Origin of the sequence: Pseudozobellia sp. WGM2, from assembly GCF_017810075.1 — a bacterium.
Classification (GTDB): Bacteria; Bacteroidota; Bacteroidia; order Flavobacteriales; family Flavobacteriaceae; genus JADNYK01.
This window is the reverse complement of sequence record NZ_JADNYK010000004.1, coordinates 230,485-254,294: the sequence shown is the minus strand read 5'-3', so window position 1 is coordinate 254,294 and position 23,810 is coordinate 230,485. Positions and strand designations below refer to the sequence as shown.

Below are 23,810 nucleotides of genomic sequence, written 5' to 3'. Positions count from 1 at the left end.
AGAGTTCAACTTTTGTTAACTTTAGAAGGTTCAGATTGCTAAAAAATACTTAGGGAACTGGGGTATTCTAAGACAAGATAAGTGAATATGCAAAATTTCATCAAAGATATTGGTAGGGCAGTTATAATAGGCACGCTTATCTATTTTGTCATTCTTGTCAGTTTCTATTTTACGGGCTGGTTCGAAGAAGGTGTAACCCTTCAATGGGCGTGGCAAGAGTATTATGAAAACATGTTGTTTTCAATCATTCTTTATCTAGTCAATGTCTATACATGGCGTTTTCTCAATATGCGGTTGGGGAATAATTTTGGGTCTTTGAAAAGATTGGTTACAGGGCTGGCTTGCAGTTTTATAGTCTCTGTATTTGGTATATTTCTGGCACGATTCATTTTATTGGTCGGTATGTACCGAGTGCCTTTCGTTGACTTTTTACAAAATGAAACTGTTGGCGACTATTACTATTCGCTACTTATTTCCGCAGTCGTCCTCTTTGTATTTTATGGTTTCTATTATTACAAGTTTCGCCAAGAAACCAAGGTCAAAGAGCAAAAGATAATTGCAGGTACGGCTTCTGCACAATTTAATGCGCTGAAAAACCAACTAGACCCTCATTTTCTTTTTAATAGTTTAAATGTGTTAACGAGTTTAATAGAAGAGGATCCTTTGCAAGCGCAAAAGTTTACCACTTCACTTTCAAAGGTTTATCGGTATGTACTTGAACAAAAAAATAAAGATTTAATTTCGGTAGATGAAGAGTTGAAATTTGCTAAAACCTACGTACAACTTTTGAAGATGAGGTTTGAAGATAGCATCGTTTTTGATATACCGGAAGCAAGCGCTATCAAGGAGGCTAAAATTGTTCCGCTATCTCTGCAGTTATTGCTTGAAAATGCGGTCAAACATAATGTGGTTAGCGCCGAAAGACCACTCAAGATAAAAGTTTATGAAGAGCAAGGCATGCTGGTCGTTGTAAATAATCTTCAAGAAAAACAGGTATTGAAAAAAAGTACCGGTGTGGGGTTGCAGAATATAAGACAGCGCTATGCGGTACTAACGGATAAAACTTTAAATATTGAGCGGTCAGAAACCGATTTTATGGTGCGCTTGCCAATGCTGACCAAGCGAATTTCGGCGGTAGAAACGCAACGAGAGTATATTGATGATAAGCGGTATGAAAAGGCCAAGGAGCGTGTTGAGGGAATTAAGGCGTTCTATGGTAATCTGTTAGCCTACTTAATTGTGATACCGTTTTTGATTTTTCTCAATTATAAGACAACCTCGTTTCCTTGGGCTTTATTTCCTGTATTCGGCTGGGGTTTTGGACTTACTATGCATGCCATGGCAGCTTTTGGTTATAATCCCTTGTGGGGAAAGAGCTGGGAAGAAAAAAAGATGAGAGAATATATGGAGGATGACCAATTTTGAATGAGTGGGATAAACCAATGGGAATACAATTCATCCTTAGAAAATGACAACTGAGAGACAAAGATTTACTGAAGCCTTTAGATTATTAGATATTTGGGTAACAACATAAATTAATCGACCATGAGAAACGTAGAAAAAGAAAACAAGTATTTAAGGGCAAAGGAACGTGTTGAAGAAGTGAAGAAATTTTACATGAGCCTATTGTCATATATTGTAGTTATCGGTTTTTTGGCCGGATTGAATTACTATACAGACCGATGGAACTACCCATGGTTTCTTTGGGCCGCTATGGGCTGGGGTATAGGGCTGATTTTTCAGGGAATAAAAGCTTTTGGAAAGAACCCTTTTTTCGGTAGAAATTGGGAAGAGCGAAAAATAAAGGAATTTATGCAAGAAGATGAACGTTTAAGTAGATGGGAATAAAAAATATTACTATGGAAGCTAATAAAAGAGATAAAAAGTTGAGAGCCAGAAAAAAAGTGAATGAGTTAAAGGGCTTTTATACCCACCTAACCGTTTACGTGTTGGTTAATCTATTTATAATTACTGTAAGTGTTGTAATAAGAATGAATCAAGGGGAGTCGTTTGCTGAATCGATTTTTAATTTTGGCTCACTTATGACCCCTTTCTTTTGGGGGCTGGGTTTGGCTTTTCATGCAGTAAAGGTATTCTCTTTCAATCCCTTATTTAGTAAAGAGTGGGAAGAGCGGCAAATTCGGAAATTTATGGATGAAGATAGGGAGGATGTTAAAAAATATTGATCAAAACTAAGGGCAAAGTCAATCATATGAAAACGGAAAAAAGGTCTAAATTCAAGAAAGCCCAAAAAAGGGTTCAAAATATAAAGGGGTTTTATGATCACTTGAAAGTTTATGTAATCGCGAATACCATACTTTTTTTAGTGAAAGACAGGGGTTATGAATTTTTTGTAAGTAAGGGTGTCGATGACCCTGCTTTTTTTGAATGGTTGAGCTGGAATGTAATTTTAACCCCCGTCTTATGGGGAGTCGGTCTCGTTATTCACGGAGTTGTAGTTTTCAAATTAAAAGGCAAAACTTGGAGTGAATTAAAACCAAAATTCATAAAAGATTGGGAGCAAAACCAACTACAGAAGTTTATGAAAGAGGATGGGGAGTAGTCTTTAAATGAAATTCAGAACCTTCGGTATGAAGTAAAACCAACCTAAAACCGACCAAATTAAATGAAAACTATAATTATAGAAGACGAAAAGCCTTCAGCGCGCAGATTATCGAGATTATTAGAACGACTTGATGTCGAAGTTACAACGCTATTGCACTCCGTCAAAGAGTCTATCGAATGGTTCAAGAGTCATGAGCACCCCGATTTGATATTTTTGGACATTCAACTTTCAGACGGACTTTCATTTGAGATTTTTGAACAGATTGAAGTGCGAAGCGCTATTATTTTCACTACCGCTTATGATGAATATGCGCTACAGGCCTTTAAGTTGAACAGTATCGATTACCTATTAAAGCCAATTGACGAAGAAGAACTTCAAGGTGCCGTAAAAAAATATCGGTTACTCAAGCCAAAAGTTCAAAATATGGCTCTTGATTTCGAAGACATCAAAAGGCTTTTGGTGAACCCTATCGAGCGAGAATATAAAAAGAGGTTTACAGCTAAGGTGGGGCAGCACCTGAAAATTATAAATGCCGACGATATTGAATGTTTTTATAGTGAAAATAAGGGTACCTATGCCGCTACTACAGAAGGGCGAAATTACCTTTTAGATACGACCCTTGAAAATTTACAGAACGAGCTTCAGCCTCAATTTTTCTTTCGCACGAACCGTAAATTTTATGTTAACATCAACCATATAAAGGATATTATTTCATACACCAATTCGCGCTTACAAATTAAGCTAAATCACTTTTCTAATCAAGAAATCATCGTAAGTCGAGAGCGTGTAAGAGACTTTAAGCTTTGGTTGGAATAGTGTAATTTAATTATTTGATATTAAACCATATAAATCTAATAATAGATTTTTCTTATAATGGCAATTTGATTAAAATTGCACTATTTTTCTATTCTATTTTCATCAAATGACGAAGGCAAAAGTTTGGGAATCAATTTAATGAAAATAGGCAATAAAACTGCGCCACCGGGCAGTATAAAAATGGCTAGAGAAGGTATACTTTTAAAAATGTCTATCAATTGATTTTGTACTTTTTTCTTCTCCTCTGGGGTAAGATCCTTAACTGTCGATTTTGAAATGAGAAATACCAATTCTTTACTTTCTGCCAATTCTTTTTGCAGGCGTTTACTATTTCTCAAAATCAATTTATTCACCACTTTCGACATACTATCATATAATTGCAGAGCCAAGTTTGTATCCTTTAAAAATGGTACCGATTCCATATTCATTTTAAAGAAATTTTGAATTTCTTGGACTGATCTTTTTATATGGTCATCTGAAAACCCTAAATCTTTTCCGAGGCCAAAAATAAATTCCGACTCTTGATATTCTAATGATTTATCTTCCCAAACAGTGAGGCAAGCCATATCGAGAAAATAGTGATTTTCATAGATTGACTTATTTTGTAGTAACTGTTCACGGTACGTTCCATCAAAGTTTTCAGCTTCGCTATCAATAAAGGTTAATGATGATGCAAAAAGCTGTGCGAGTCTTTCATCACTTTTATTTTGCTCCTTTGAATTTAAGGCGTGGTAGGTAATATTTATAGTCAGGTATTCTAAGCGCTCGGCGTGTGCCCTAATATCTTTTGGCTGATGCATGTATTGCTTGAAGAGCAGTACATCAATAAACAATAAGGAGTTGGTAATAAGGCCACCAAATGTTTTACTCAGTAGATTATCTTCTAAATAAACTCGAGAATCGATTAACTTCTCTAACTGTGAAGAGGTTTTCTTGCCTATCAGTATTTTATGTAACAGCGAACTGTTACCCACTTTTAGATCTTGATAAAATTTAAAAATGAGCTCAAGAAACAATGAAAAATCATTGTTTTCGAGTTCTATGGTAAATGTGCCGTATAAGGCAGTTAGCAAATTAACCTTGGCCTTTTCATCTTCAGACAGTTTTAAATCAGAAGTTACAAATGCTGAAATTTCGGTATTGACGCCATATACAAACCCCATTTGCTTTAAACCGGCATATAGCGATTGGTAGTCTGTATAGAGACTCTGATTATTTTCCACAAGAGAACCGAACTTATCGATCCAACCAGCAGCAGAAGGGTTCATAATTTAGTTTTTTTAAAGAGCCAAAGTACTACAAAATGAATAATATGTTCATTATTAAACTTTATAGTTAAGAAAACGCATCTAGGAATTATTGATAAAAAAATTAATAGAATTTCTGATTTTCAATTAATTAGGTAATGTGTCTTGTGATTTTATGAGGAATTGTTAGAGTAATGCGTTTAGAATTAAAAATATAAAATATTCTTTAACATTACTTTAACAAATCAAACCAAACCTCTGCACAAATCTGCCGTAAGTAGGGGTGAAATAATTAATCATAATCTTTAAAAAATCTTAAAATGAAAAAGACAAAACTTTTATTCGGTCTGGGAATCTTGACCGTAATCGGTATTGTTCTGGTGGCTGCGGATCACATTGATGCGCCTAGCACAGAAGGAAATACTGCTGATATTGCTGACTTTTACGGTTTTGAATCACCTTCAAATGCCGACAACACTGTATTTATTGTAGATCTTCAAACCAATGTTCTGCCAGATTTGGCTTATGGTACCTTTGATGAAGATGTATTGACCGAAATCAATATTGATACCGATAATGATTTGATGGAAGACTTGGTCATTCAAGCTTTACCAAGAGGCGATACCATGTATTTCTTCGGCCCTGTTACACCAGCTATGAAAGGGAAGTCTAGTGAAGTATTGGTAGACTCTCCATTGGGTAGCGTTGCGATTTCAGATGCAAACCCTATTACTACTACAACAGAAGCTGGCGTTTCTTTATTTGCAGGACCACGTCAAGATGCATTTTTCTTTGACTTTACCCAGTTCAATAAGGTAATCGGTGGTGAAGCACCAGAAGGTTTCTTACCTGAAGGTGAAGCTGTTGATACTTTTGATGGTGCGAATACTATGGCTTTGGTTATAGAGATTCCGAACAGTATGTTGGGTGAAACTACAAGTACCAATGTTTTAGGTCTACCGGTTTACAAGACTTGGGTAACTACGAACAGAAAACAATAAATAACAAATCTAAAAATTAGAATAAAATGAGACTTAATACATTAAAATATATGTTTTTGTCGCTTTGTGCAGTCACAATGTTTGTAGCCTGTAGTGAAGATGATGACAATTCAATTGTTCAGGCTACTTGTAGCGATGGAATTATGAACGGAACTGAAACTGCAGTTGACTGCGGAGGTTCTTCATGTCAACCATGTGAAGACATGACACCGGATCCTGACCCAGAACCAATGGAGCCAGGCGAGGCACCTGATTTTTCAGGAACTTACGCTCAAGTAGATTTTATGGGTAGACCAGGTATCAATACGGTTTTAAGTATTTCTGATTTCAAAGATCCTTATAACCAAGCTGAGCCGCACACTATCGCTGAGTTTTATCAGCAAGATTTTGAGAACCGATTAGAAGGTCTTCACGATGTTTATGCTCAACTCTTAGGTCTTAATGAAGAAGATGTGAATTATCAGCCGAATATTTTAGGTGATATTCTTAATGGTCCTGATAAAGATGGTTTTACCGACAACCCTGTAACTGCAGAAGTTTTAACTACAGTATTGGCAAATGACGTTCTTGAAGTAGCACCAGATTTGCCTACGACCTATTTCAATCCAGGTTCTGGTGCACCGAACTACGAAGGGGCTATCGGTCTTACCGGTAGAACTTTACAAGATGACGTTATCGATGTTTCTTTGATTCTTCTTTTCGGAGGAGGCGATGGAGCACGTTTCAATGGTCAAGAGGTTGAAGGTGTGGGTACCTTCCCAAGATTGGTTTCTGACGGAGTTTCTTTTACCGCAGAGCCAACAACAACATTCCCATATTTGGGAGCTCCTGAATAAGACATCAGTCTATGAAAAAGAAGGAGTGGGGAGGATGGTTGCCCATCCTCCCTTTTTTTCTAGTTGAAATCAATTATATAAATTTTACAAAGAATCACATAAAATTCAAGTAGAACAGAACCAATCTAAAAATAAGAAGATGAAATATTTAACACTTGGTTTATTGGTCTTAATTTTATCCTCTTGCCAAACAGAAAATAAAGAAGTTACCGCAAAAGAAGACTACGATAAATATCTGATAAATAGCCCGGTTAAAACTACCTCAAAATATTTTGAGCTTTGGGACTCAAAAATAAAATCGGATAGTTCTCAATTGATGAGTTTCGGTATTGTTGGTGGTGAATACAACCGCTACTTTCAAAATACAGGAGATATACAATATCTGAAAAAAGCAGAGAAAGTGCTTGAAAAAGCAGTGGATATCGCAGCCATTGGCAAAGCCGGATATTACCGCGCATTGGCCAGAAATTATATTTCTCAACATAGGTTTATGGAGGCTTTACAGATGGCCGACTCCGCCAGAGCGACCAATAATGGTATCGAGCAGAGCCGCAGTTTGCTCTTCGATGTACATATGGAGCTTGGTAACTACGAAACAGCACAAAAATATTTAGACAGCACAAAGAACATGTCAGAATTCGGATATCTTATCCGATTAGCAAAATGGAACGATTATAAAGGAGACTTGAACACCACCATTCGTTTTATGGAAAAGGCAATGAAAAAAGCTGAAGACACTAAAAACACTTCACTTCAATTATGGTCTTACACCAATCTCGCCGATTACTACGGCCATGCAGGCAAAATTAAAGACTCTTACGAGTATTATTTAAAAGCGTTGGCGATAGACCCAAATAATGCTTATGCCAAAAAGGGAATTGCTTGGATCGTTTTCTCGTACGAAAAGAGACCCTTAGAGGCAATGCGTATTTTAGATTCTGTAACCCAAAATTATAAGGCACCTGATTATTATTTATTGAAGGCGGAGATAGCCGAACATATGGGTGATGATTTGAAAAGCCTATCAAATCTTGACAAATATTTTAAATTGGTTAGCAACCCTGCGTATGGTGATATGTACAACGCCTATAATGTATCTCTTTATTTGAACGAAACTGAAGAGTATGACAAGGCCCTGCGCATGTCTCGTAAAGAGGTGGCTAACAGACCGACCCCTGAATCATATAGTTTATTGGCCTACAGTTATCACAAGAAGGGCGAAAGTGAAAAAGCTCTCGAAATCGTTGAACAACATATTATCGGAAAAACATTTGAGCCAGGTATATTGTTGTATGCGGCAGAAATATACAAGGCTGCAGGAAACAAAACCAAAGTGAAAGAACTGAAAAGCGAACTCACTGAGGCAGTTTACGAGCTGGGGCCTTCAACAGAGGATAGTATCGCTCGATTATAAAATATTAATAGTATGAAATCTTAAATGATTTTAGGTTGTGTTGGTTTTTCTTAAGTGCCCTGGCAAATGTTAGGGCACTTTTTTTATCTCATTCCATTCCTATTTTGTGAAATATTTAACTTTTGTGTAGGAAAGTTCATTTGCCTTTAGTATGTTTATAAGGCCTAATCCTATTTATTTTAATTTAAAATATTGATTTTACAGAAACTTTAACCTAACAGTTCCCCTAAATTAGTAGTGTTATGGAGTATGTTCTTTTTGTAGTGTGGCTAACTTTCATGTGCTTATTATGCTTGAAGGTGCTTAATGCCAGAAAAGATCTTAGAAAACTTCTCAAAACAAAGAAGTAAAATTAAATTTTATATCGCAGTTATAGACCTGACCTATTCGATAAAATGGTCTTTTTATTCTTCGCTTATTAGTCGAACGGTCTTATTATTGGCTAAACGGCAAAACTTTTGTGAGATATTCTCGTAAATAAATGTGAAAAAGAATCATAAGATTCTTATTACTTAAAATACGGGTTTTATGGAATATTTCTTATTTACCTTATGGATTTCAGTTATGCTAATGGGTTTTATTGTTGTTATTAGGTCTTATTATTTGCTTCAGAAGTATTTAAAATCATTACGCGTTTCTCACTAGGTTCTCTAAGCTTATAGAAGGCGTCTTATGAGAACGGGTAGTAATAATAAATCGAGTATAAGGGCGGCCAACAACGTAACGCTAACCAATAGACCAATAGTTACGCTTGGGGAATGTTCTGAAAAAAGTAATATCATAAAACCAAAGAACAAGGTTGCGGTTGTGATAATGAGTGCGCGACCGGTTTCTTGAAAAGTTACTTCTAAGGCTTCTTCTTTACTAAGGCCTTTTGCGGTACCGATCCGGTATCTTCCTAGAAAATGAATAGTGTCGTCTACTGCTATGCCAAAAACAATGGCAAAGACTACTGAAATAGTTGCTTCTAAGGCAATTCCGAAATAACCGAGTAGGGCGGCAGCAAACAATAAGGGCAGTAGATTAGGTAGCATTGATATTAGTAAAATTTTGAGATTTCTAAAAATGAGTGCCATAATAATGGCTACCAGTAGAAGACCCATAATCAAACCTTGTATCAAGCTGTCTCGCACGTAATAAGAGTTTTTATCGAGTAAAACTCCTGAACCTGTTAATTTGTATTTGACCAGCGTTGAATCAATTTTATTTTTCGTAAACGATTTGAAGTTATCATAGACTACATTTAGACTGTCGGTACCCACGTCTAACACTCGAGCACTTATTCTTGCCTTGTTTTCTTTGGCATTAACAAATTTATTTTTTTGTTTTCTCGCCAGTTTATCAATATCCTTCTGGTACGTATTAAAAACATTTTCATCCGTAGGTAAAACAAAATAATCTGATTTATTTAGATTATGGGCCTTGTGAAGGGCCTTGTAGAGTGTGTTTACAGATTGAACATTGCGTATTGCCGATTGCCTCTTTAAATATTGTTCGACTTTCTCGCTTTCATGCACCACATCAAAATCGGTCACCTTGTTTTGATTTTGGGCAAGCACGGCAACTTCTAGAGGTCTGAAACCACTATAGTTTTCCTGAAAAAAGACAAAATCATTGGCAATGGCACTATTTTTAGGAAGACTTTCTTTGATTTCATAATTTGTGTCTATCCTTCCTATCCCTACCAAACAAATAGCGGTAAATACTAAGCTGCCAACTAAAATGATGCGCCCATTGCTTTTTGTAATTTTATTCACTTTAGATAAAATAGGGTTCCATAAATGTCTATCGGGCTTGTCTCTTAGAAGGCTTTCGTTTTTAAATAGCAATAACAACGAACAGGTGAAGAACAATACGGTGATAAAAGCGGTTAGCACCCCTATGGCAGAATTGACACCGAAGCTACTAATGCTACTTGACTTAGAGGTGAGTAGCGAAGCGAAGCCTATAGCTGTAGTAATGGAAGTTAGAAGTGTGGAGACGCCGACTTCTCGTAATGATTGGATCAGTGCAGTTTCCTTTTCAAGCCCTAATCTGAGTTTTGCTAGATAATCATCCATTATGTGAATAACATCCGATGTACCTACAATGAGCATTAGAATAGGATAAAATGCCGCCATGGCACTCAACTGAATACCTAGAACACTAAGTAGTCCGAAAAATAAAAGAAGAGATAAGGTTATTGATAGTAAACAAATGAATACAATGATAAACCTGCGGTAGATTAGGTAGAGAATTAAAAAAACCAGTAAAAATGAAGCAAGACTCGTTTTAATCACTTCACTTTTTTGCATGGCTACAATAGCTTCGTAAAAATAGGCCCTGCCCAAAAGATGAAATTCATTGAAATTATTATCGTCAAGCAATTGGCGAACCTCGGTCAGTAAAGTAATCGATTGGTCATAGTCGAGTTCATCTTTAGTTTCAAGGGCAAGTACAAGAGAACTTGCATTTTCGTCTATTAACGTATTTATGAAAAGCCCGTCTTCTTTTATTTTTGCCCAGTCAGCTTCATATTTATCGGGTTCGTTTAAATGAATGATAGGCAATTTTGTATAGCCAAAAGAAGTTTTTAACGGGTAGGATAGCGTAGTAAGTGATTGACTGACCTTTACGAACGATAATTTTTTCGCTTCTTTTGATACCTTATGAAATCGGGTCAAAAAATCTCTTTCGAAAACTGAACCATTGTTTGGTAAGGCTATGAGCAAAAAATTATCATCGGTACCGAACTCACTTTTGAACTCTTTATAGAAAACAAGATCTTCATCGCCTTCCGGAAAAAACTGGCTAAAATCGAAAGAGAACTTTAAATTGGGCAAAACAGCCACAGATACTGCCGCCAAGATTATGAAAAGAGAGATTATAACTTTTTTTAAAGCAAGAATTTTATGCATATGGGGTGTTAGTTGCACTTAAATACGGTTAATTTAACCGATATATAGTTAATATGAGTATTTAAAAACTGAAAAATCTTTGTTTACGGAATATGCACAAAACAACCCATGTAGTTCATCTAATTCTATTATGCTTATCCACTCATTTTTTGCAAGCTCAAGATGCGCAAAATACAGCAAATGATTCTGTTCAGAAAAATTTAAAAATCTCTGCATTTCCGGTAGCTTTTTATACTCCTGAAACAGCTTTTGGCTTTGGTGGTCTCGGTATTGCTACATTTTGGTTGAATAACGAAAGTCAAGAAACTAGACCGTCATCAGTACAGTTGGGCGTAAGCTATACCACAAAAAATCAGATGCTGGTCTATGCTCCCTTTGAGTTTTACCGTGACGACGAGAAGTGGCGACTATTGGGTGAAGTGGGTTTTTACAAGTATTTCTACAATTTTTTCGGGGTCGGTATAAATTCGCAGGAGGAGAACGAAGAAACTTATGAGGTGACTTTTCCGAGAGTACGATTGTCTTTATTGCGAGAAGTGCTGCCTAATCTTTCGGTCGGTGTAGGGTATGAGTTCGATGGCTTTAGCAATTTGAAAGTAGAAGAAGGCGGTACTCTTGAAGCCTCAGATGTATCCGGAAAAAGGGATGGAACGGTTTCAAACGTAGGAGTTCAAGCTTTCTATGATACAAGGGATAATATTTTCTTTCCAACGAAGGGGTTTTATATTCAGGGAAATTATTTTACCTCTTCAAAATTTCTAGGGTCTTCCTTTAATTATTCCAAATTCGAGTTAGACAATCGATTCTATCAGAAAGTGGGTAAAAAGCAAGTGGTCGCTGCTAATTTATTTTTAGCCAACAGTAGCAAAAACACTCCTTTTTATGATTTGTATTACTTAGGTTCAAAGCGTTCAAGAGGTATTAATAATAGGCGGTTTCAAGACAATGCTGAATTGAGCTTTGCTTTAGAATATCGCTTTCCTATAGCGGGCAGATTTGGTGCCGCCGTCTTTGGTTCAACAGGTACAGTGGCACCAGATTTGGCAGAGACCTTTTCTTCGTCTTTTAAGCCGGCAGGTGGTGCGGGTATTAGATACATCATTAACAAGCGCGATGGGGTACGTATTCGTGTAGACTACGGTATGTCTAGCGAAGGCGGAAACTTCTATTTCACCATTAAAGAGGCATTTTAATCTTTTTCAAAGTTAAAGTTCGGTCCAATTATCGAGATCTAAGGTCCAATCGTAATTTTTATATATAAGGTCGATACCTTTTGTCGTAGGTATAATGCCTTGTTCTTTCAATATATCCTTTATTCCACCTTTACATCCAAAATCTCCTCTGAACCAGTTAAATAGAGAAGTTATAGATGCCTCTTTGGTTTCTGGGTTATACTCAGAAGTTTTATTCAAATGGTTGGCCGTACCGGTCTTTAACTGCTCATTTAGTCGTTCGGGCGTATAGATGGCAACCGGAGGGCAGTCTTTTGCACCGCAGTTCAATGCAAAGTGTATGCGGTAATCGCGTTCGTCTACACGTAGCTTTCTCTCGAATTTGTTTGGAAACCATTTTCTAATCATTCCCAGACCGAGTTCCCATTGAGATTTTCTAATGATACCGTGCTCAATTTTAGCGAAGGCAATAAGTCTTCCGGCAATAGGAATCTGTTCATTTTTAAAGAATTCACCCCTGTTATCATATTTTTCGGGATTTTCAGATAAAATTACTTGAATGTAGGCATTGTAGATATTGATCCAAAAGGCTAATTTCTCATCATCAGTTGTTAATTCCCTTTCTATATCCTCTAAAGTCAAACTATAAAGTTGTGCCCTAATTTCATTGGTACTTTGATTATTTTTGATATTTCTCAAAAAATCTTCGGAGAGCGCGTTCAGGTCTATTCTCGAGGTGTCATTTGATTGAGCGCCTAAGGAAAGTATTGTAACAAAGGCTATTAAGGTAAGCAGTCTAAATTTAAATTTAATAAGGATCATTCTTATAGTTTTAGAATTGTAATATTGCTACGTACGAATTTTACGACCTTAAGGTTTGGTCGAATCGTTTTAGTAAACCTTTCTAGCAAATCTACGTATATGAGAAAGGTGCCTTTAACTAAATCACAATAATTTTAACTCGGTACGCTAAACTGTTGAAATAACTTTATGGTCAGCATTATTATTCCCGCTCACAATGAACGAGAAAATTTAGAAAACTTACTGCCGAAATTGCTTTCCAACGCGAAAGCTCGTCAAATAGAAATAATTGTAGTGCTTTCAGATACTAATTCCGATTTATCTGAACATATCGATTTTGGTGATAGAGTAAGCATAATTAAGTCTTCGGTAAAAGGTCGAGCGGCGCAAATGAACATAGGAGAAGCAAATGCCAGTAACAATATTTTGGCTTTCTTGCACGCCGATGTACTACCTCCTGATGAATTTATAGCTGACATTGAAAAGACCTTGAATGATAATTACGATGCTGGCTTTTTCTCTTATCGTTTTGATAAAGAGAACTGGTTATTAAAAGTCAATGCTTCATTTACGGCCAGGGATGGAATTTTTACGGGAGGCGGTGATCAATGTCTCTTTATTAAAAAGAATGTTTTTAACGACTTGGGCAGGTTTGACGAGAAGCAGGTGTTGATGGAGGATTTCGAGTTTTTTGAACGGATGAAAAAAGAACGGATTCCTTATAAAATAATCAATAATGATTTAATCGTCTCTGCTAGAAAGTATAACAATAACTCATACCTTAGAGTCAACCTTTCTAATTTACTACTAGTGATTCTATTCAAATTTGGCTATCCACCCGAGAAATTAAAAATATTGCACAATAAACTGTTGAAAGCCCCTGCCAAAAAAACACTTAATTGACCTTTGAATGAATTATATAATTAACGGAATTCAGCAAATTGGTATTGGCGTTGCCAACGCTAAAGAGGTGTTTAACTGGTACCGGACATATTTAGGCTTCGATATTCTTGTTTTTGATGATGTGGCCAGAGCTACTCTAATGAAGCAATACACCAATCAGAAAGAAGAAGAAAGGCACGCATTATTAGCGTTGAACTTGCAAGGTGGTGGCGGGCTTGAGATTTGGCAGTTCACCAATCGCTTACCAGCGGCTGTAAGTAATGATATAAGTTTAGGAGATTTGGGAATCAACGTCATGAAACTTCGAACTAGTAATATAAAGACCACGCATGAAAGGCTTCGTAAATTAGGAACTCTGGAGGTTTCCGATATTTTTGATAATACTCACTTTTTTTTTCAAGATCCTTGGTCAAACTGGGTGCAAATTGTTGAGAACGATTATATTTTTACAAATACCAAATGTACCTCCTCGGGAGTATTGGGTGCAATTATCGGAGTTTCTGATATAGCAAGGTCATCCAATTTTTTCCAGAACTTATTAGGATACGATGTAGTAATCGATAAACCTACTGATACGTATTTTGATCTTCCACTATTGGCGGGTAACCATATCTATAAAAGAGTGTTGTTGAGGCATAGTAAACGTGAAGCTGGTGGTTTTAGCGAATTGTACGGGCCTTCTGAAATTGAATTGATTCAGGTTTTGGAAAGAGAACCGAACAGAATATTCGAAAATCGATTGTGGGGCGATTTAGGTTATATTCATTTGTGTTTTGATGTTTACGGAATGGATGCCATGAAACAAAAGGCAGAGAAGTGCGACCAAAATTTTACTGTAGATAGCTCAGAAAGTTTTGATATGGGTGAAGCTGCTGGCAGATTTGCCTATGTCGAAGACCCAGATGGTACTTTAATCGAATTGGTCGAAACACATAAGGTTCCGATATCTAAAAAATTAGGAATCCATATTGATTTGAAAAGGCGAAACCCCCAGAAACCTATACCAGCTTGGCTGGTAAAAACCATGCGCATACATCGAAAGACGAAAAATATTTAAAAAGTGCCGGCCAAAACCAATACCATTCAAATTTTCAAAATGATACTATCCGTTATTGCCTCCATAATTGGCGTGCTGATTCTTATTGCTATTTTGTTCATCAATTTGTCTCCTGAATTTGGGGGAAAAATTAAAGGAGAGTTTAAAGAGCGGTTATCTAAATCTTCCAATTATTCCGATGGTAAGTTTAAAAACCTGAGCAAAACGGAGGTGATGAAAAAAACCGATTGGGGCCGTAGTTCTGAATACTTTACTAAGGGAGATAAAGTGCCTGATTTTTCACTGCCCGTAATTAAAAAGAACAAAAATTTTTTAGCCCAAAATACTGAAAACAAAACAAGACTAACTTGGTTCGGTCATTCTGCGGTTCTGCTTGAAATTGATGGAAATAAGATTTTTCTAGATCCAATGTTAGGTGATGTACCTGCACCGCACCCCTTCTTAGGTTCAAAAAGATTTAATGATACACTTCCGATAGCAATGGATAACCTACCGGAACTAGATGCCGTTTTAATCTCTCATGACCATTATGACCACTTAGACTATGGGTCTATAAAAGGCTTGAAAGAAAAGGTCAAAAAATTTTACGTGCCTTTAGGAGTAGGGGCACACCTTCGCTCATGGGGTGTATCACCCGATAAAATCATTGAATTGGATTGGTGGGAAGAGGTGAATTTTAATAATTTGACTTTTGTAGCCACTCCATCGCGCCATTTTTCTGGTCGAGGCCTGTTCGATCGTTATAGTACGCTTTGGTGTTCTTGGGTTATAAAGGGCTCTCAAGACAATTTATTCTTTGGCGGTGATTCAGGTTACGATGAGAGTTTCAAAAAAATTGGTCAAAAATATGGTCCTTTCGATATTGCCATGCTTGAGTGCGGGCAATATGATGCACAATGGCCTGAAATACATATGATGCCCGAAGAAACAGTTCAAGCCAATGTCGATTTGAACAGTAAGGTGCTTATGCCCATTCATTGGGGAGCGTTCAAATTGGGGCTTCACAATTGGAAAGAACCCATCGAGCGGGCAGAGAAAAAGGCAGAGGTCTTAAATGTAAGACTAACATCTCCTAAAATAGGGGAAACCATCATACTATCGGAAAAAATATTCCCTAATACCAAATGGTGGAAAGGGAAATAGTTTAAAAATTAAACCCCGAGATGAATTAACATCTCGGGGTTTCCACATTTATAATTTTCACTTTTATGATGACACTGCACCTAAGGCATATAACTGCTCTAAGTTCGGTGATTCACTACCACCGGCTGGTTCAAGCGTAATACCAAAAGCTTCCGATTCATTAGGGTTGTTCAGAACGAATACTTTGTTGTCGTCAGAAATAAAGTCTTCTAAAAGTCCCATACTGGTAGGGGTCAAAGGATCCATTTTAAGTGACCAGACCTGATAGACCATACCATCTGGTGGCTCTGGTAGACCTTGGGCATCTATAAAGACTTTGTTCTCCCTTTTGTTCCAATAGGCCTTCGCATATGAGTCGGGAGAAACTTCTTGTCCGCCTAAGGCAATAACAGAAATATCTTGATCTCTTAGGTCATTCAATAATTCTTCGGTACTGGTCAGTGAACCTCTCGCTTCGAATATCTGTTCTTCCAATACCCTGTTTTGCTCTTCTACCATCTGTATGTCAGACTGCAATTCAGAGTTTTGAGTGTATAACCAGAGTAGGCCAGCACCAAATAGAACAGCTGCTGCCCAACCTGTATAAGCCGCCCAGTTGCTCTTCTCTTCTTTCGGTAGTTGAACGACCTTGGTTTCTTTTCTATGACCAATTCGTACTCTAATATCTTCGAAACCTTTTCTATTGACCAGATTAGGGAAGACCGCCTTGGTCAACTCTAAAATAGCTTTCTCAATGGCCAAAATCTCTTTCTGAATTTCAGGGTATTTCTGCGCATTCTGATATACCTCCAAATTCTCTTCTTCCGTGAGCGCACCTGCTACGTAAAGTTCTAAAATTCCTGATTCGATATATTTTTCTACTTCCATTAAACCGTAATATTTTCCCTCAATTTAGAAATACAGCTTCTATTTCTAGTTTTGACGGTTCCTAAAGGAATATCTAATTGTTGAGATGTTTCTTTTTGGGTGTAACCCTTAAAATAAAGCATTTCAATAATTTCTAAACATTTCTCTTTAAGATTTAACACCAATTTTTTAAGAGCGGGTATATCTATAGGACTCTCGTCCGTTTCATGTTGATTGTCCGCCTTGTTCAAAATACCTACGAAGTAGTCTGCAGATAGATTCTTTTTTTGATCTTTAAAGGATTTTGAGCGCACTTTATCGATAGCGGCATTTCTGGCGATATTCAATACCCAGGTAAAAAATCTGCCTTTTGAGGGATTGTATGATTCGGAATTACTCCAAACTTTGGTGAAGACATCTTGGCAAATCTCTTCGGCCAAGAATTTATCTTTAACTATGGTATTAATGGCACCACAGATATTTTCCCAGTACATGCCATAAAGCTTTTCAAAGGCTATGACATCTTTTTTCTGGAAACGTAATACTAATTCGTCTAATTCCATTGAGTTGTATTGGTGAATAAAGATAGGTAAAATCGCCATTCCGGCGATTTTACCCATTAAGCATTATTTGGTTATTGGGGTGCATGCTACTCTGGCACCTGCTGCACCACTCGGTTGAGAGGTGAAATCATCTTTGCCTTTGTGTACGATTACGGCTCTACCGACAATGTTTTTGCTATCATCATCACATTCGATACACCATTCTTCTGTAGCGAATTCAACAGTGGCATTGCCATCTGCATCAGCTACAAAATTACCGATATCACCTTTGTGATAACCGGCTTCGTCGCCCCATTTACCATGTGGTTTATCTGTAGGGTTCCAGTGCCCGCCAGCAGATTTACCATCATGTGCAGAACAATCGGCAGTTTCGTGAAGGTGAATTGCATGATCACCTTCGGTCAATCCGCTAAATTCAGCCTTCATCATTACCTCACCATTTTCTTCTTTAAATGTAACTTCCCCTTTTACATTGCTGTCGCTTTTAGAAGTTACAGATAAAGCTAATGTTTTGTCTTCTTGCATTTCTTCCGGCTCGGCCATGTTTTCCATTTCGGTCTCCATGGTATCGGCCGCTTTATCAGCATTCTTTTTGGTTTCCTTACAATTGACCAATGTAATCAGGCAAGCGGAAAGAAACGTTAGTTTTATGTAATTCATATCTTTTAGGGTTTTTAGGATTAGGTCGAAAAATAAGAAGAATTAGTTGTGTAATCAATCTTATACGTTTTATACGGCATCATATTTATCGTTAGCGTTAAAATTTGGCATAAAAAAAATCGTCAGTTCCTAAGAGGAAACAGACGATTTTTTATTGCAATCAGAGAGCCTGGCCCGTGGCGATTAGTTTTTTTCTAAAAGTACTTCGGCATGCACGGCAACTTCGCTCCACGTTTTACTTACGCCGTCTTCGCCGGTATGTAAAGCTTCACATGCTTTGTTGATAGATTCTACGGCACCTAAGGCGCTCCATGATTCAAGATTCATGACACCATCAAAAGATATCCCGGTTTCTGAAATCATTTTATGGGTGAGTGGAATGTTAGCAGTTTCCCCGTTCAAGGTAACATCAATAGAACATTGTTCAGCATCACCCACTTTAAAGACTCCTGAAATCAATTCTGTATTTTTCATCACACCAAAAAAGAATTCAAGAATTTTCGGGTCTCTTGTACCCGTCGCATCGTTGGTAAAGAGACTGCTAACGGGTATGCTAAACTCTACTCCATCAAGGGTTTCAAGAGGGGTTTTACCTTCGGCATCCCCAGATATTTCTATCGTTTTAAATTGCCCTCCGACCGGCAATTTTCCAGTAGTCTTATAGGCTGTGAAACTAACTTTCGTAGAGTCTTTTACCAATGAAAATTGTTCCTTTGCCTCAGAAGTTTCCGTAGCATTTTCCGATTGGCCTTTTTTGGTCTCTTTGCAACTCAAAGAACCAATAAGCAGAATGCCGAGGGCTAATAATTTGATTTGTTTCATTTTGTTCTTAATATTTAGGTGGTTGTTAAATTATAAGATAAAGGTACTTATTGAACTACAGTAATCGGGTATTCTATAAACTTAAAAGGTTGATACTACTCTTCTTTATCTTTGAACAGTGATCTTAGGTCCGGGTTATAAAAAACACCTATTTGTAGACGGTCGAAATTCGCCGAGGGAAAATGATTTTTAAGATAGCCCACTTGTGCACTTAGATTATGGGTTACGTTCAAGCCCAAAGCGCCATAAAGTCTGTTCTGCCCGAACACCTCGTCTTGCAGGTTTAAAAACACCTCGTCATAAAAATTTAAAAAGAATATATCGGTTAGGGGTAGGGTCAACTGAATTCGATATCTAGCTCTATGTTGGGTATCGTTACGATCACCAAAATCAATAAAACGTTGCTCAAGCCTATACCGATGCTCAAAATTGAACTCCCAAACCTTATTTTTCAAAATAAACTGTTCGAATATACGATGCTCTATTGAATTGGTCTCATCAGGAAATTCTTCAAAAGTACCATCTGTGGTGATATGCCCATAACCTAGAGTTGCAATGGCATTAGGATTTATATGATAGTTGAGCCCTGTACGCAATAACAGCTGATTAAAATTTTTTCCATTTTCGTAGTATCTTAACTGTGCTTCGGTGTGTAGACTCAGTTTATCTGAGATTTTATTGGTTCCGAAATACATATGCCAAGAGCCGAGTTTGTTTTCACCGGTTTCTTGTGCAAACAATTTAAAGGATAGAAATAGTAATAAGAGAAATAAAGTTTTATTGGTCATTATATAGATTCATTTTTTCGACCCTAAAAATAGGAAATTCTGTAGGGAGCGTAGTAGCGCAACTGTTAAGGCAAACCTAAATTTTCAGAAATTCTGAATCTGTTAACGAGAGTTGGGAGTTCGTGATTTAATGTTGAGACCACATAAGCGTACAATTTCTTCTATTCTTTTGTTTCGGGTAGCTTCTCTTTTGGCTTGGTTGAGCCAATAGAGATAAGATTTTCTTTGGCTATGTGTGAAATTCTTGAAATTTTTTAAGGCCTCGATATTTTGGTCAAACCTCTTTTGTAAATCATTCGGAACTACGCCTTTTTCAACTGCATCTAAAGCTGCCCACGACCCATTTTTCTTTGCAACCTCAATAGACTTCAACCCACTTTTGTGCATTAGCCCTAAGGCCTTCAGTTCTTTAATATGGGTCTTGTTCAGTTTACTCCAAACACTTTTTGACTTTCTGGGGCAAAAATATTGACGCCTTTTACCATCGCCTAAACTTTTGACGGTGCTATCTATCCAGCCAAAACAAAGGGCTACTCTAACGGCTTCTTCCCATCGCATACTTTCATTACCATGATCGACTTTATAAAAAATGAGGTATATACCCTGCGTTTGGGTGTGGTTGATCTCGAGCCATGAGCGCCATTCTTTGGTGTTTTTAAAGTAATATTCTTCCATTTCCTTCATAGCTTGTGAAATTCTCAATTATTCCAATAAAAATACCATTTTACATAAAAAACTTGGGGTGATAGGTCGTGAATCCTTATTTTTAGCGATTCTATTAAACTATTCAGACAAATCAACTCTTACATGAAAAAAATTACGATTGCCGTTCTGGTAATTCTAGGTTTGGTTTTTGCCAACTGTGGAAACCAACGAGATGGAAAACCCAAAGTTCTGGTGTTTTCCAAAACTATGGGTTTTAAACATTCCTCTATTCCCGATGGAATTACGGCCATTCAAAAATTAGGGGCAGAAAACGGATTTGTAGTAGATACTACGAAAAACTCCGAACTGTTCAACGAAGAAAATCTAAAACAGTACTCGGCCATTGTTTTTTTAAGTACTACCATGAACGTTCTTGACCACAAACAAGAAGCCGCATTTGAAAGATATATGCAAGCAGGTGGCGGTTACGTTGGTATTCATGCCGCAACAGATACCGAATACGATTGGGGGTGGTATACAAAGCTGGTCGGCGCCCAATTTCTTAATCACCCTGCAGGAACGCCAGAAGCCGATTTTATTGTTACGGATAAGGACTTTATAGCCACCAAACATTTTACCGACTCTGTTTGGCACAGAAGTGATGAAATCTATAATTACACAAAATTGAATGCGGATGTCAACGTGGTAATGAAAGTTGATGAGTCGACCTACGATGGCGGTAAGAATGGCGAAAACCATCCATTTGCCTGGTATCATGAATATGATGGCGGTAGGGCATTTTATACGGGAGCTGGCCACACATCGGAGAGTTATTCCGAAGACCTGTTTCTAAAGCATATTTTAGGTGGCATACAATATGCCATAGGCGAAAATGAGGTTCTTGATTACAATAAGGTTACCACACAATTACCGCCTGATAGCAATCGCTTTTCTAAGGTGCAATTAGTCGGCGGTGAGTTTTTTGAGCCTACAGAAATGACGGTTTTACCTAATCATAATATACTTGTCGGGCAACGTCGAGGCGAAATCATGCATTACAATGCCGAGACCGAAGAAATGACGCAAGTGGCTAAACTAGATGTTTATCACAAAACACTGAACACTCCTGGTGTTAATGCCGAAGAGGGATTGATGGGACTTCAAAAGGACCCGGATTTCGCTACTAATAATTGGGTTTATGTGTACTATGCGCCTACTGGCGACAAATCAATAAATAGACTATCTCGTTTCAAATTTAAAAATGGTGATTTTGATATGTCTTCTGAGCAAGTGATTCTCGATGTTGATTCTCAACGTGAGATATGCTGCCACACCGGTGGTTCAATTGCTTTCGGTGGCGATGGACTTTTATATCTATCAACAGGAGATAATTCAACGCCCTTCAACGAAAAAGAAGTCAAATATGTAAATAGTGGTTTTGCTCCCCTGAACGACCTCCCTGACCATCAACAATACGATGCAAGACGCTCTTCAGGCAACACCAATGATCTTAGGGGTAAAATTCTTCGAATCAAAGTTAATGAAGATGGCAGCTACGATATTCCAGAAGGTAATCTCTTTCCGGAGGGAATGGATAAAACACGAGCTGAAATTTATACGATGGGTCACCGAAACCCATACCGAATTTCTGTAGACCCCAAGAAAGGTCATTTATTTTGGGGTGAAGTCGGTCCAGATGCAGCCAACGACTCTTTAGCTACTCGAGGCCCAAAGGGTTACGATGAAATGAACTTGGCACTAGAAGCCGGTAATTATGGCTGGCCGTTGTTTATAGGTGATAATTATGCGTATAGGGAATATGATTACAAGACCGGTGAATCGGGTGAGTTATTTGACCCCGAGCATCCTATAAATGATTCTAAGAACAATACAGGTTTACGCGAACTTCCACCGGCGAAACCAGCGTATATCTATTACCCTTACGGGGGGACCTCCCAATTTCCACAAGTGGGGAGTGGTGGTCGAAATGCAATGGCAGGGCCGACTTATTATTCCGATATGTTCACCGATGGTGGCGGACCACCGGATTACTATGACGGAAAAACAATTATTTATGAATGGATGCGGGGTTGGATGATGGCAGTTTCTCTTTTCGAAGACGGAACCTTCAATAAAATGGAGCCTTTCGCCCCTGATATCGATTTACGTAATTTAATTGATATGGAATTGGGACCTGATGGTAAAATCTACTTGCTGGAATACGGTAGTGGATGGTTTTCCCAAAATGATGATTCCGGTTTGAGCTATATCGAATATAATGGTGGCAATAGACCTCCTATGATCGATAATATGATAGTTGATAAACATACCGGTGTTCTTCCGCTAACGGTCACGGCCCATGTTTCAGCCAAAGATTTAGAAGGCGATGCCGTTTCTTATCTATGGAATTTAGGTAACGGTGAAACCAAAGAAACCAACGAACCTAAAATGACCCACACTTATACAAGTGGAGGTGAATATAAAATATCGGTAGAGGTCAAAGACGCTAAGGATGCTGTGGCAATAAGCGAGGCAACAACAGTGGTCGCAGGAAATGCCAGACCTGAAATTAATATCGATCTTAAAGGAGGCAATTCAACCTTCTTTATAGCGGGAACACCGGTCAGCTATGAAGTGACGGTTACCGACCCTGATGGAGGTGAAGAAATCGATGCTACGAACGTCTTTGTATCTGTAGATTATATGGAAGGCTTAGACCAAGTGAACCAATCTCAGGGCCACCAGCAGGTATCGGCATCGGTTACAGGTAAGGCGCTTACACAGGGGATGGATTGTAAAGCATGTCACAAAGAAGCAGAAAAGTCAATTGGACCAAGTTACAAAGACATAGCGGATAAGTATAAGAACGATCGTGGGGCCGATCGTTACATTCAAAAGAAAATTGTATCAGGTGGTTCCGGAGTTTGGGGCGAAGCAGCAATGGCGGCGCACCCTAATATTACCGAAGATGAGACTAGGCAGATCGCAGCCTATATTTTGTCTTTGGCGGATAGTGGTGCAAAAGAGAAATCATTGCCTTTAAAGGGTGTTATAATGCCCAAGCCCTCTCCAAGTGATAATGCTATGATATTGACTGCGAGTTATACCGATAAAGGTGTTGCGGGAGTTAAACCACTTACAGGAGTAAAATCAATTGCCCTACAAGGTAGTACTGTTGGTTTTTCTGAGTCTACGACGACCGAAGGCTTCTCTTATGCTTCATTTGGAGGGATGAAACTATTAGTTTTACCTGAAAATGGAGGTTGGTTTGCTCTCGAAAATATTGACTTGAAAGGAGTTGAAAGTGCGACAGTTATGGCGGGTTGGCAAGAAGCTCCGAATAACGGAATTGATTTAGAGCTTCGTCTTAACTCACCTGATGGAGATTTATTGGGCAAGGGAAGCATGCCAACACCTTCTAAAGATCAGAAAGGAGGCGCAATTAAAATCGACCTGAGTGAATCAACAGATGTGAAAGCGGATAAACTTTATGTGGTCTATAAACCCAATGATGGTGAGTCTCCCGGTCAGATGGCCGTTACGTCAATAAAATTTTCAGGAAAATAGATTGACATAACTCAATTCAATTATAACTACGGAGGCCGATGTAATCATCGGCCTCTTTTTCTACTT

The 23,810-nt window shown here is 37.9% G+C and carries 22 protein-coding genes; 13 read left to right on the top strand and 9 right to left on the bottom strand.

Annotated features, from left to right (window positions below):
* The first annotated feature begins 87 nt into the window (after nt 1-87).
* The 5 genes from IV512_RS10950 to IV512_RS10930 all read left to right on the top strand — a co-directional run bounded on the left by IV512_RS10950 (nt 88) and on the right by IV512_RS10930 (nt 3,382).
* Nucleotides 88-1,425, top strand: coding sequence for a 2TM domain-containing protein (locus tag IV512_RS10950; protein ID WP_209403276.1), 1,338 nt, complete (start codon nt 88-90; stop codon nt 1,423-1,425).
* Between the two features lie 120 nt (nt 1,426-1,545).
* Nucleotides 1,546-1,848, top strand: coding sequence for a 2TM domain-containing protein (locus IV512_RS10945; RefSeq protein WP_100871783.1), 303 nt, complete (start codon nt 1,546-1,548; stop codon nt 1,846-1,848).
* Nucleotides 1,849-1,859: 11 nt separating this feature from the next.
* On the top strand, nt 1,860-2,186 hold the full coding sequence (locus IV512_RS10940) for a 2TM domain-containing protein (RefSeq protein WP_209403274.1): 327 nt from the start codon (nt 1,860-1,862) through the stop codon (nt 2,184-2,186).
* A gap of 26 nt (nt 2,187-2,212) precedes the next feature.
* Entirely contained in the window at nt 2,213-2,563 is a 351-nt protein-coding gene (locus IV512_RS10935) for a 2TM domain-containing protein (protein ID WP_209403272.1), read from the top strand.
* A 63-nt stretch (nt 2,564-2,626) separates the two neighbouring features.
* A complete protein-coding gene (locus IV512_RS10930; RefSeq protein WP_209403270.1) occupies nt 2,627-3,382 on the top strand; it encodes a LytTR family DNA-binding domain-containing protein in 756 nt (251 codons plus the stop codon).
* 80 nt (nt 3,383-3,462) lie between these two features.
* Here IV512_RS10930 and IV512_RS10925 read toward each other — a convergent pair whose 3' ends face one another.
* Complete coding sequence (locus tag IV512_RS10925; protein WP_209403268.1) at nt 3,463-4,650, bottom strand: LETM1-related biofilm-associated protein; 1,188 nt, start codon at nt 4,648-4,650, stop codon at nt 3,463-3,465.
* A 299-nt stretch (nt 4,651-4,949) separates the two neighbouring features.
* Between IV512_RS10925 and IV512_RS10920 the strand changes: the two genes are divergently transcribed.
* The 3 genes from IV512_RS10920 (at nt 4,950) to IV512_RS10910 (ending at nt 7,880) form a co-directional block, all read left to right on the top strand.
* Entirely contained in the window at nt 4,950-5,630 is a 681-nt protein-coding gene (locus tag IV512_RS10920) for a DUF4331 family protein (RefSeq protein WP_209403266.1), read from the top strand.
* A gap of 26 nt (nt 5,631-5,656) precedes the next feature.
* Complete coding sequence (locus IV512_RS10915) at nt 5,657-6,466, top strand: DUF4331 family protein (protein WP_245224743.1); 810 nt, start codon at nt 5,657-5,659, stop codon at nt 6,464-6,466.
* A 139-nt stretch (nt 6,467-6,605) separates the two neighbouring features.
* The gene (locus IV512_RS10910; protein ID WP_209403264.1) at nt 6,606-7,880 is read left to right on the top strand and encodes a lipopolysaccharide assembly protein LapB; all 1,275 of its coding nucleotides are present in this window, start codon (nt 6,606-6,608) and stop codon (nt 7,878-7,880) included.
* A gap of 656 nt (nt 7,881-8,536) precedes the next feature.
* Here the strand turns inward: IV512_RS10910 and IV512_RS10905 are convergent.
* Nucleotides 8,537-10,777 (bottom strand): RND family transporter, encoded by a 2,241-nt coding sequence (locus IV512_RS10905; protein ID WP_209403262.1) that lies wholly within the window; start codon nt 10,775-10,777, stop codon nt 8,537-8,539.
* Between the two features lie 92 nt (nt 10,778-10,869).
* On the opposite strand from IV512_RS10905, the gene IV512_RS10900 reads away from it, so the two are divergent.
* Nucleotides 10,870-11,970, top strand: coding sequence for a BamA/TamA family outer membrane protein (locus IV512_RS10900; RefSeq protein WP_209403260.1), 1,101 nt, complete (start codon nt 10,870-10,872; stop codon nt 11,968-11,970).
* 12 nt (nt 11,971-11,982) lie between these two features.
* Here IV512_RS10900 and IV512_RS10895 read toward each other — a convergent pair whose 3' ends face one another.
* Nucleotides 11,983-12,771 carry a DUF547 domain-containing protein gene (locus IV512_RS10895; protein ID WP_209403258.1) on the bottom strand — a complete coding sequence of 263 codons (789 nt, stop codon included), beginning with the start codon at nt 12,769-12,771 and terminating at the stop codon, nt 11,983-11,985.
* A gap of 168 nt (nt 12,772-12,939) precedes the next feature.
* Between IV512_RS10895 and IV512_RS10890 the strand changes: the two genes are divergently transcribed.
* Genes IV512_RS10890 through IV512_RS10880 form a run of 3 tightly spaced genes read left to right on the top strand, consistent with a single transcriptional unit; the run spans nt 12,940 to nt 15,853 of the window.
* A complete protein-coding gene (locus tag IV512_RS10890; protein ID WP_209403256.1) occupies nt 12,940-13,653 on the top strand; it encodes a TIGR04283 family arsenosugar biosynthesis glycosyltransferase in 714 nt (237 codons plus the stop codon).
* A 7-nt stretch (nt 13,654-13,660) separates the two neighbouring features.
* The gene (locus IV512_RS10885) at nt 13,661-14,710 is read left to right on the top strand and encodes a VOC family protein (RefSeq protein ID WP_209403254.1); all 1,050 of its coding nucleotides are present in this window, start codon (nt 13,661-13,663) and stop codon (nt 14,708-14,710) included.
* A gap of 39 nt (nt 14,711-14,749) precedes the next feature.
* Nucleotides 14,750-15,853 carry an MBL fold metallo-hydrolase gene (locus IV512_RS10880; RefSeq protein ID WP_209403252.1) on the top strand — a complete coding sequence of 368 codons (1,104 nt, stop codon included), beginning with the start codon at nt 14,750-14,752 and terminating at the stop codon, nt 15,851-15,853.
* A gap of 63 nt (nt 15,854-15,916) precedes the next feature.
* On the opposite strand, the gene IV512_RS10875 is transcribed toward IV512_RS10880, so the two are convergent.
* From IV512_RS10875 to IV512_RS10850, 6 genes are all read right to left on the bottom strand, one after another.
* Nucleotides 15,917-16,720 carry an anti-sigma factor domain-containing protein gene (locus IV512_RS10875; protein WP_209403250.1) on the bottom strand — a complete coding sequence of 268 codons (804 nt, stop codon included), beginning with the start codon at nt 16,718-16,720 and terminating at the stop codon, nt 15,917-15,919.
* On the bottom strand, nt 16,720-17,319 hold the full coding sequence (locus IV512_RS10870; protein WP_371743287.1) for an RNA polymerase sigma factor: 600 nt from the start codon (nt 17,317-17,319) through the stop codon (nt 16,720-16,722). The genes IV512_RS10875 and IV512_RS10870 overlap by 1 nt, the downstream gene beginning before the upstream one ends.
* Before the next feature lie 6 nt (nt 17,320-17,325).
* Nucleotides 17,326-17,922 (bottom strand): superoxide dismutase family protein, encoded by a 597-nt coding sequence (locus tag IV512_RS10865; RefSeq protein ID WP_209403248.1) that lies wholly within the window; start codon nt 17,920-17,922, stop codon nt 17,326-17,328.
* A gap of 183 nt (nt 17,923-18,105) precedes the next feature.
* Nucleotides 18,106-18,744 carry a YceI family protein gene (locus tag IV512_RS10860; RefSeq protein ID WP_209403246.1) on the bottom strand — a complete coding sequence of 213 codons (639 nt, stop codon included), beginning with the start codon at nt 18,742-18,744 and terminating at the stop codon, nt 18,106-18,108.
* Nucleotides 18,745-18,839: 95 nt separating this feature from the next.
* Entirely contained in the window at nt 18,840-19,532 is a 693-nt protein-coding gene (locus IV512_RS10855; RefSeq protein WP_209403244.1) for a DUF2490 domain-containing protein, read from the bottom strand.
* Between the two features lie 102 nt (nt 19,533-19,634).
* Nucleotides 19,635-20,216 (bottom strand): YdeI family protein, encoded by a 582-nt coding sequence (locus IV512_RS10850; protein WP_209403242.1) that lies wholly within the window; start codon nt 20,214-20,216, stop codon nt 19,635-19,637.
* Between the two features lie 123 nt (nt 20,217-20,339).
* On the opposite strand from IV512_RS10850, the gene IV512_RS10845 reads away from it, so the two are divergent.
* The gene (locus IV512_RS10845; protein WP_209403240.1) at nt 20,340-23,744 is read left to right on the top strand and encodes a ThuA domain-containing protein; all 3,405 of its coding nucleotides are present in this window, start codon (nt 20,340-20,342) and stop codon (nt 23,742-23,744) included.
* Nucleotides 23,745-23,810: the final 66 nt, after the last annotated feature.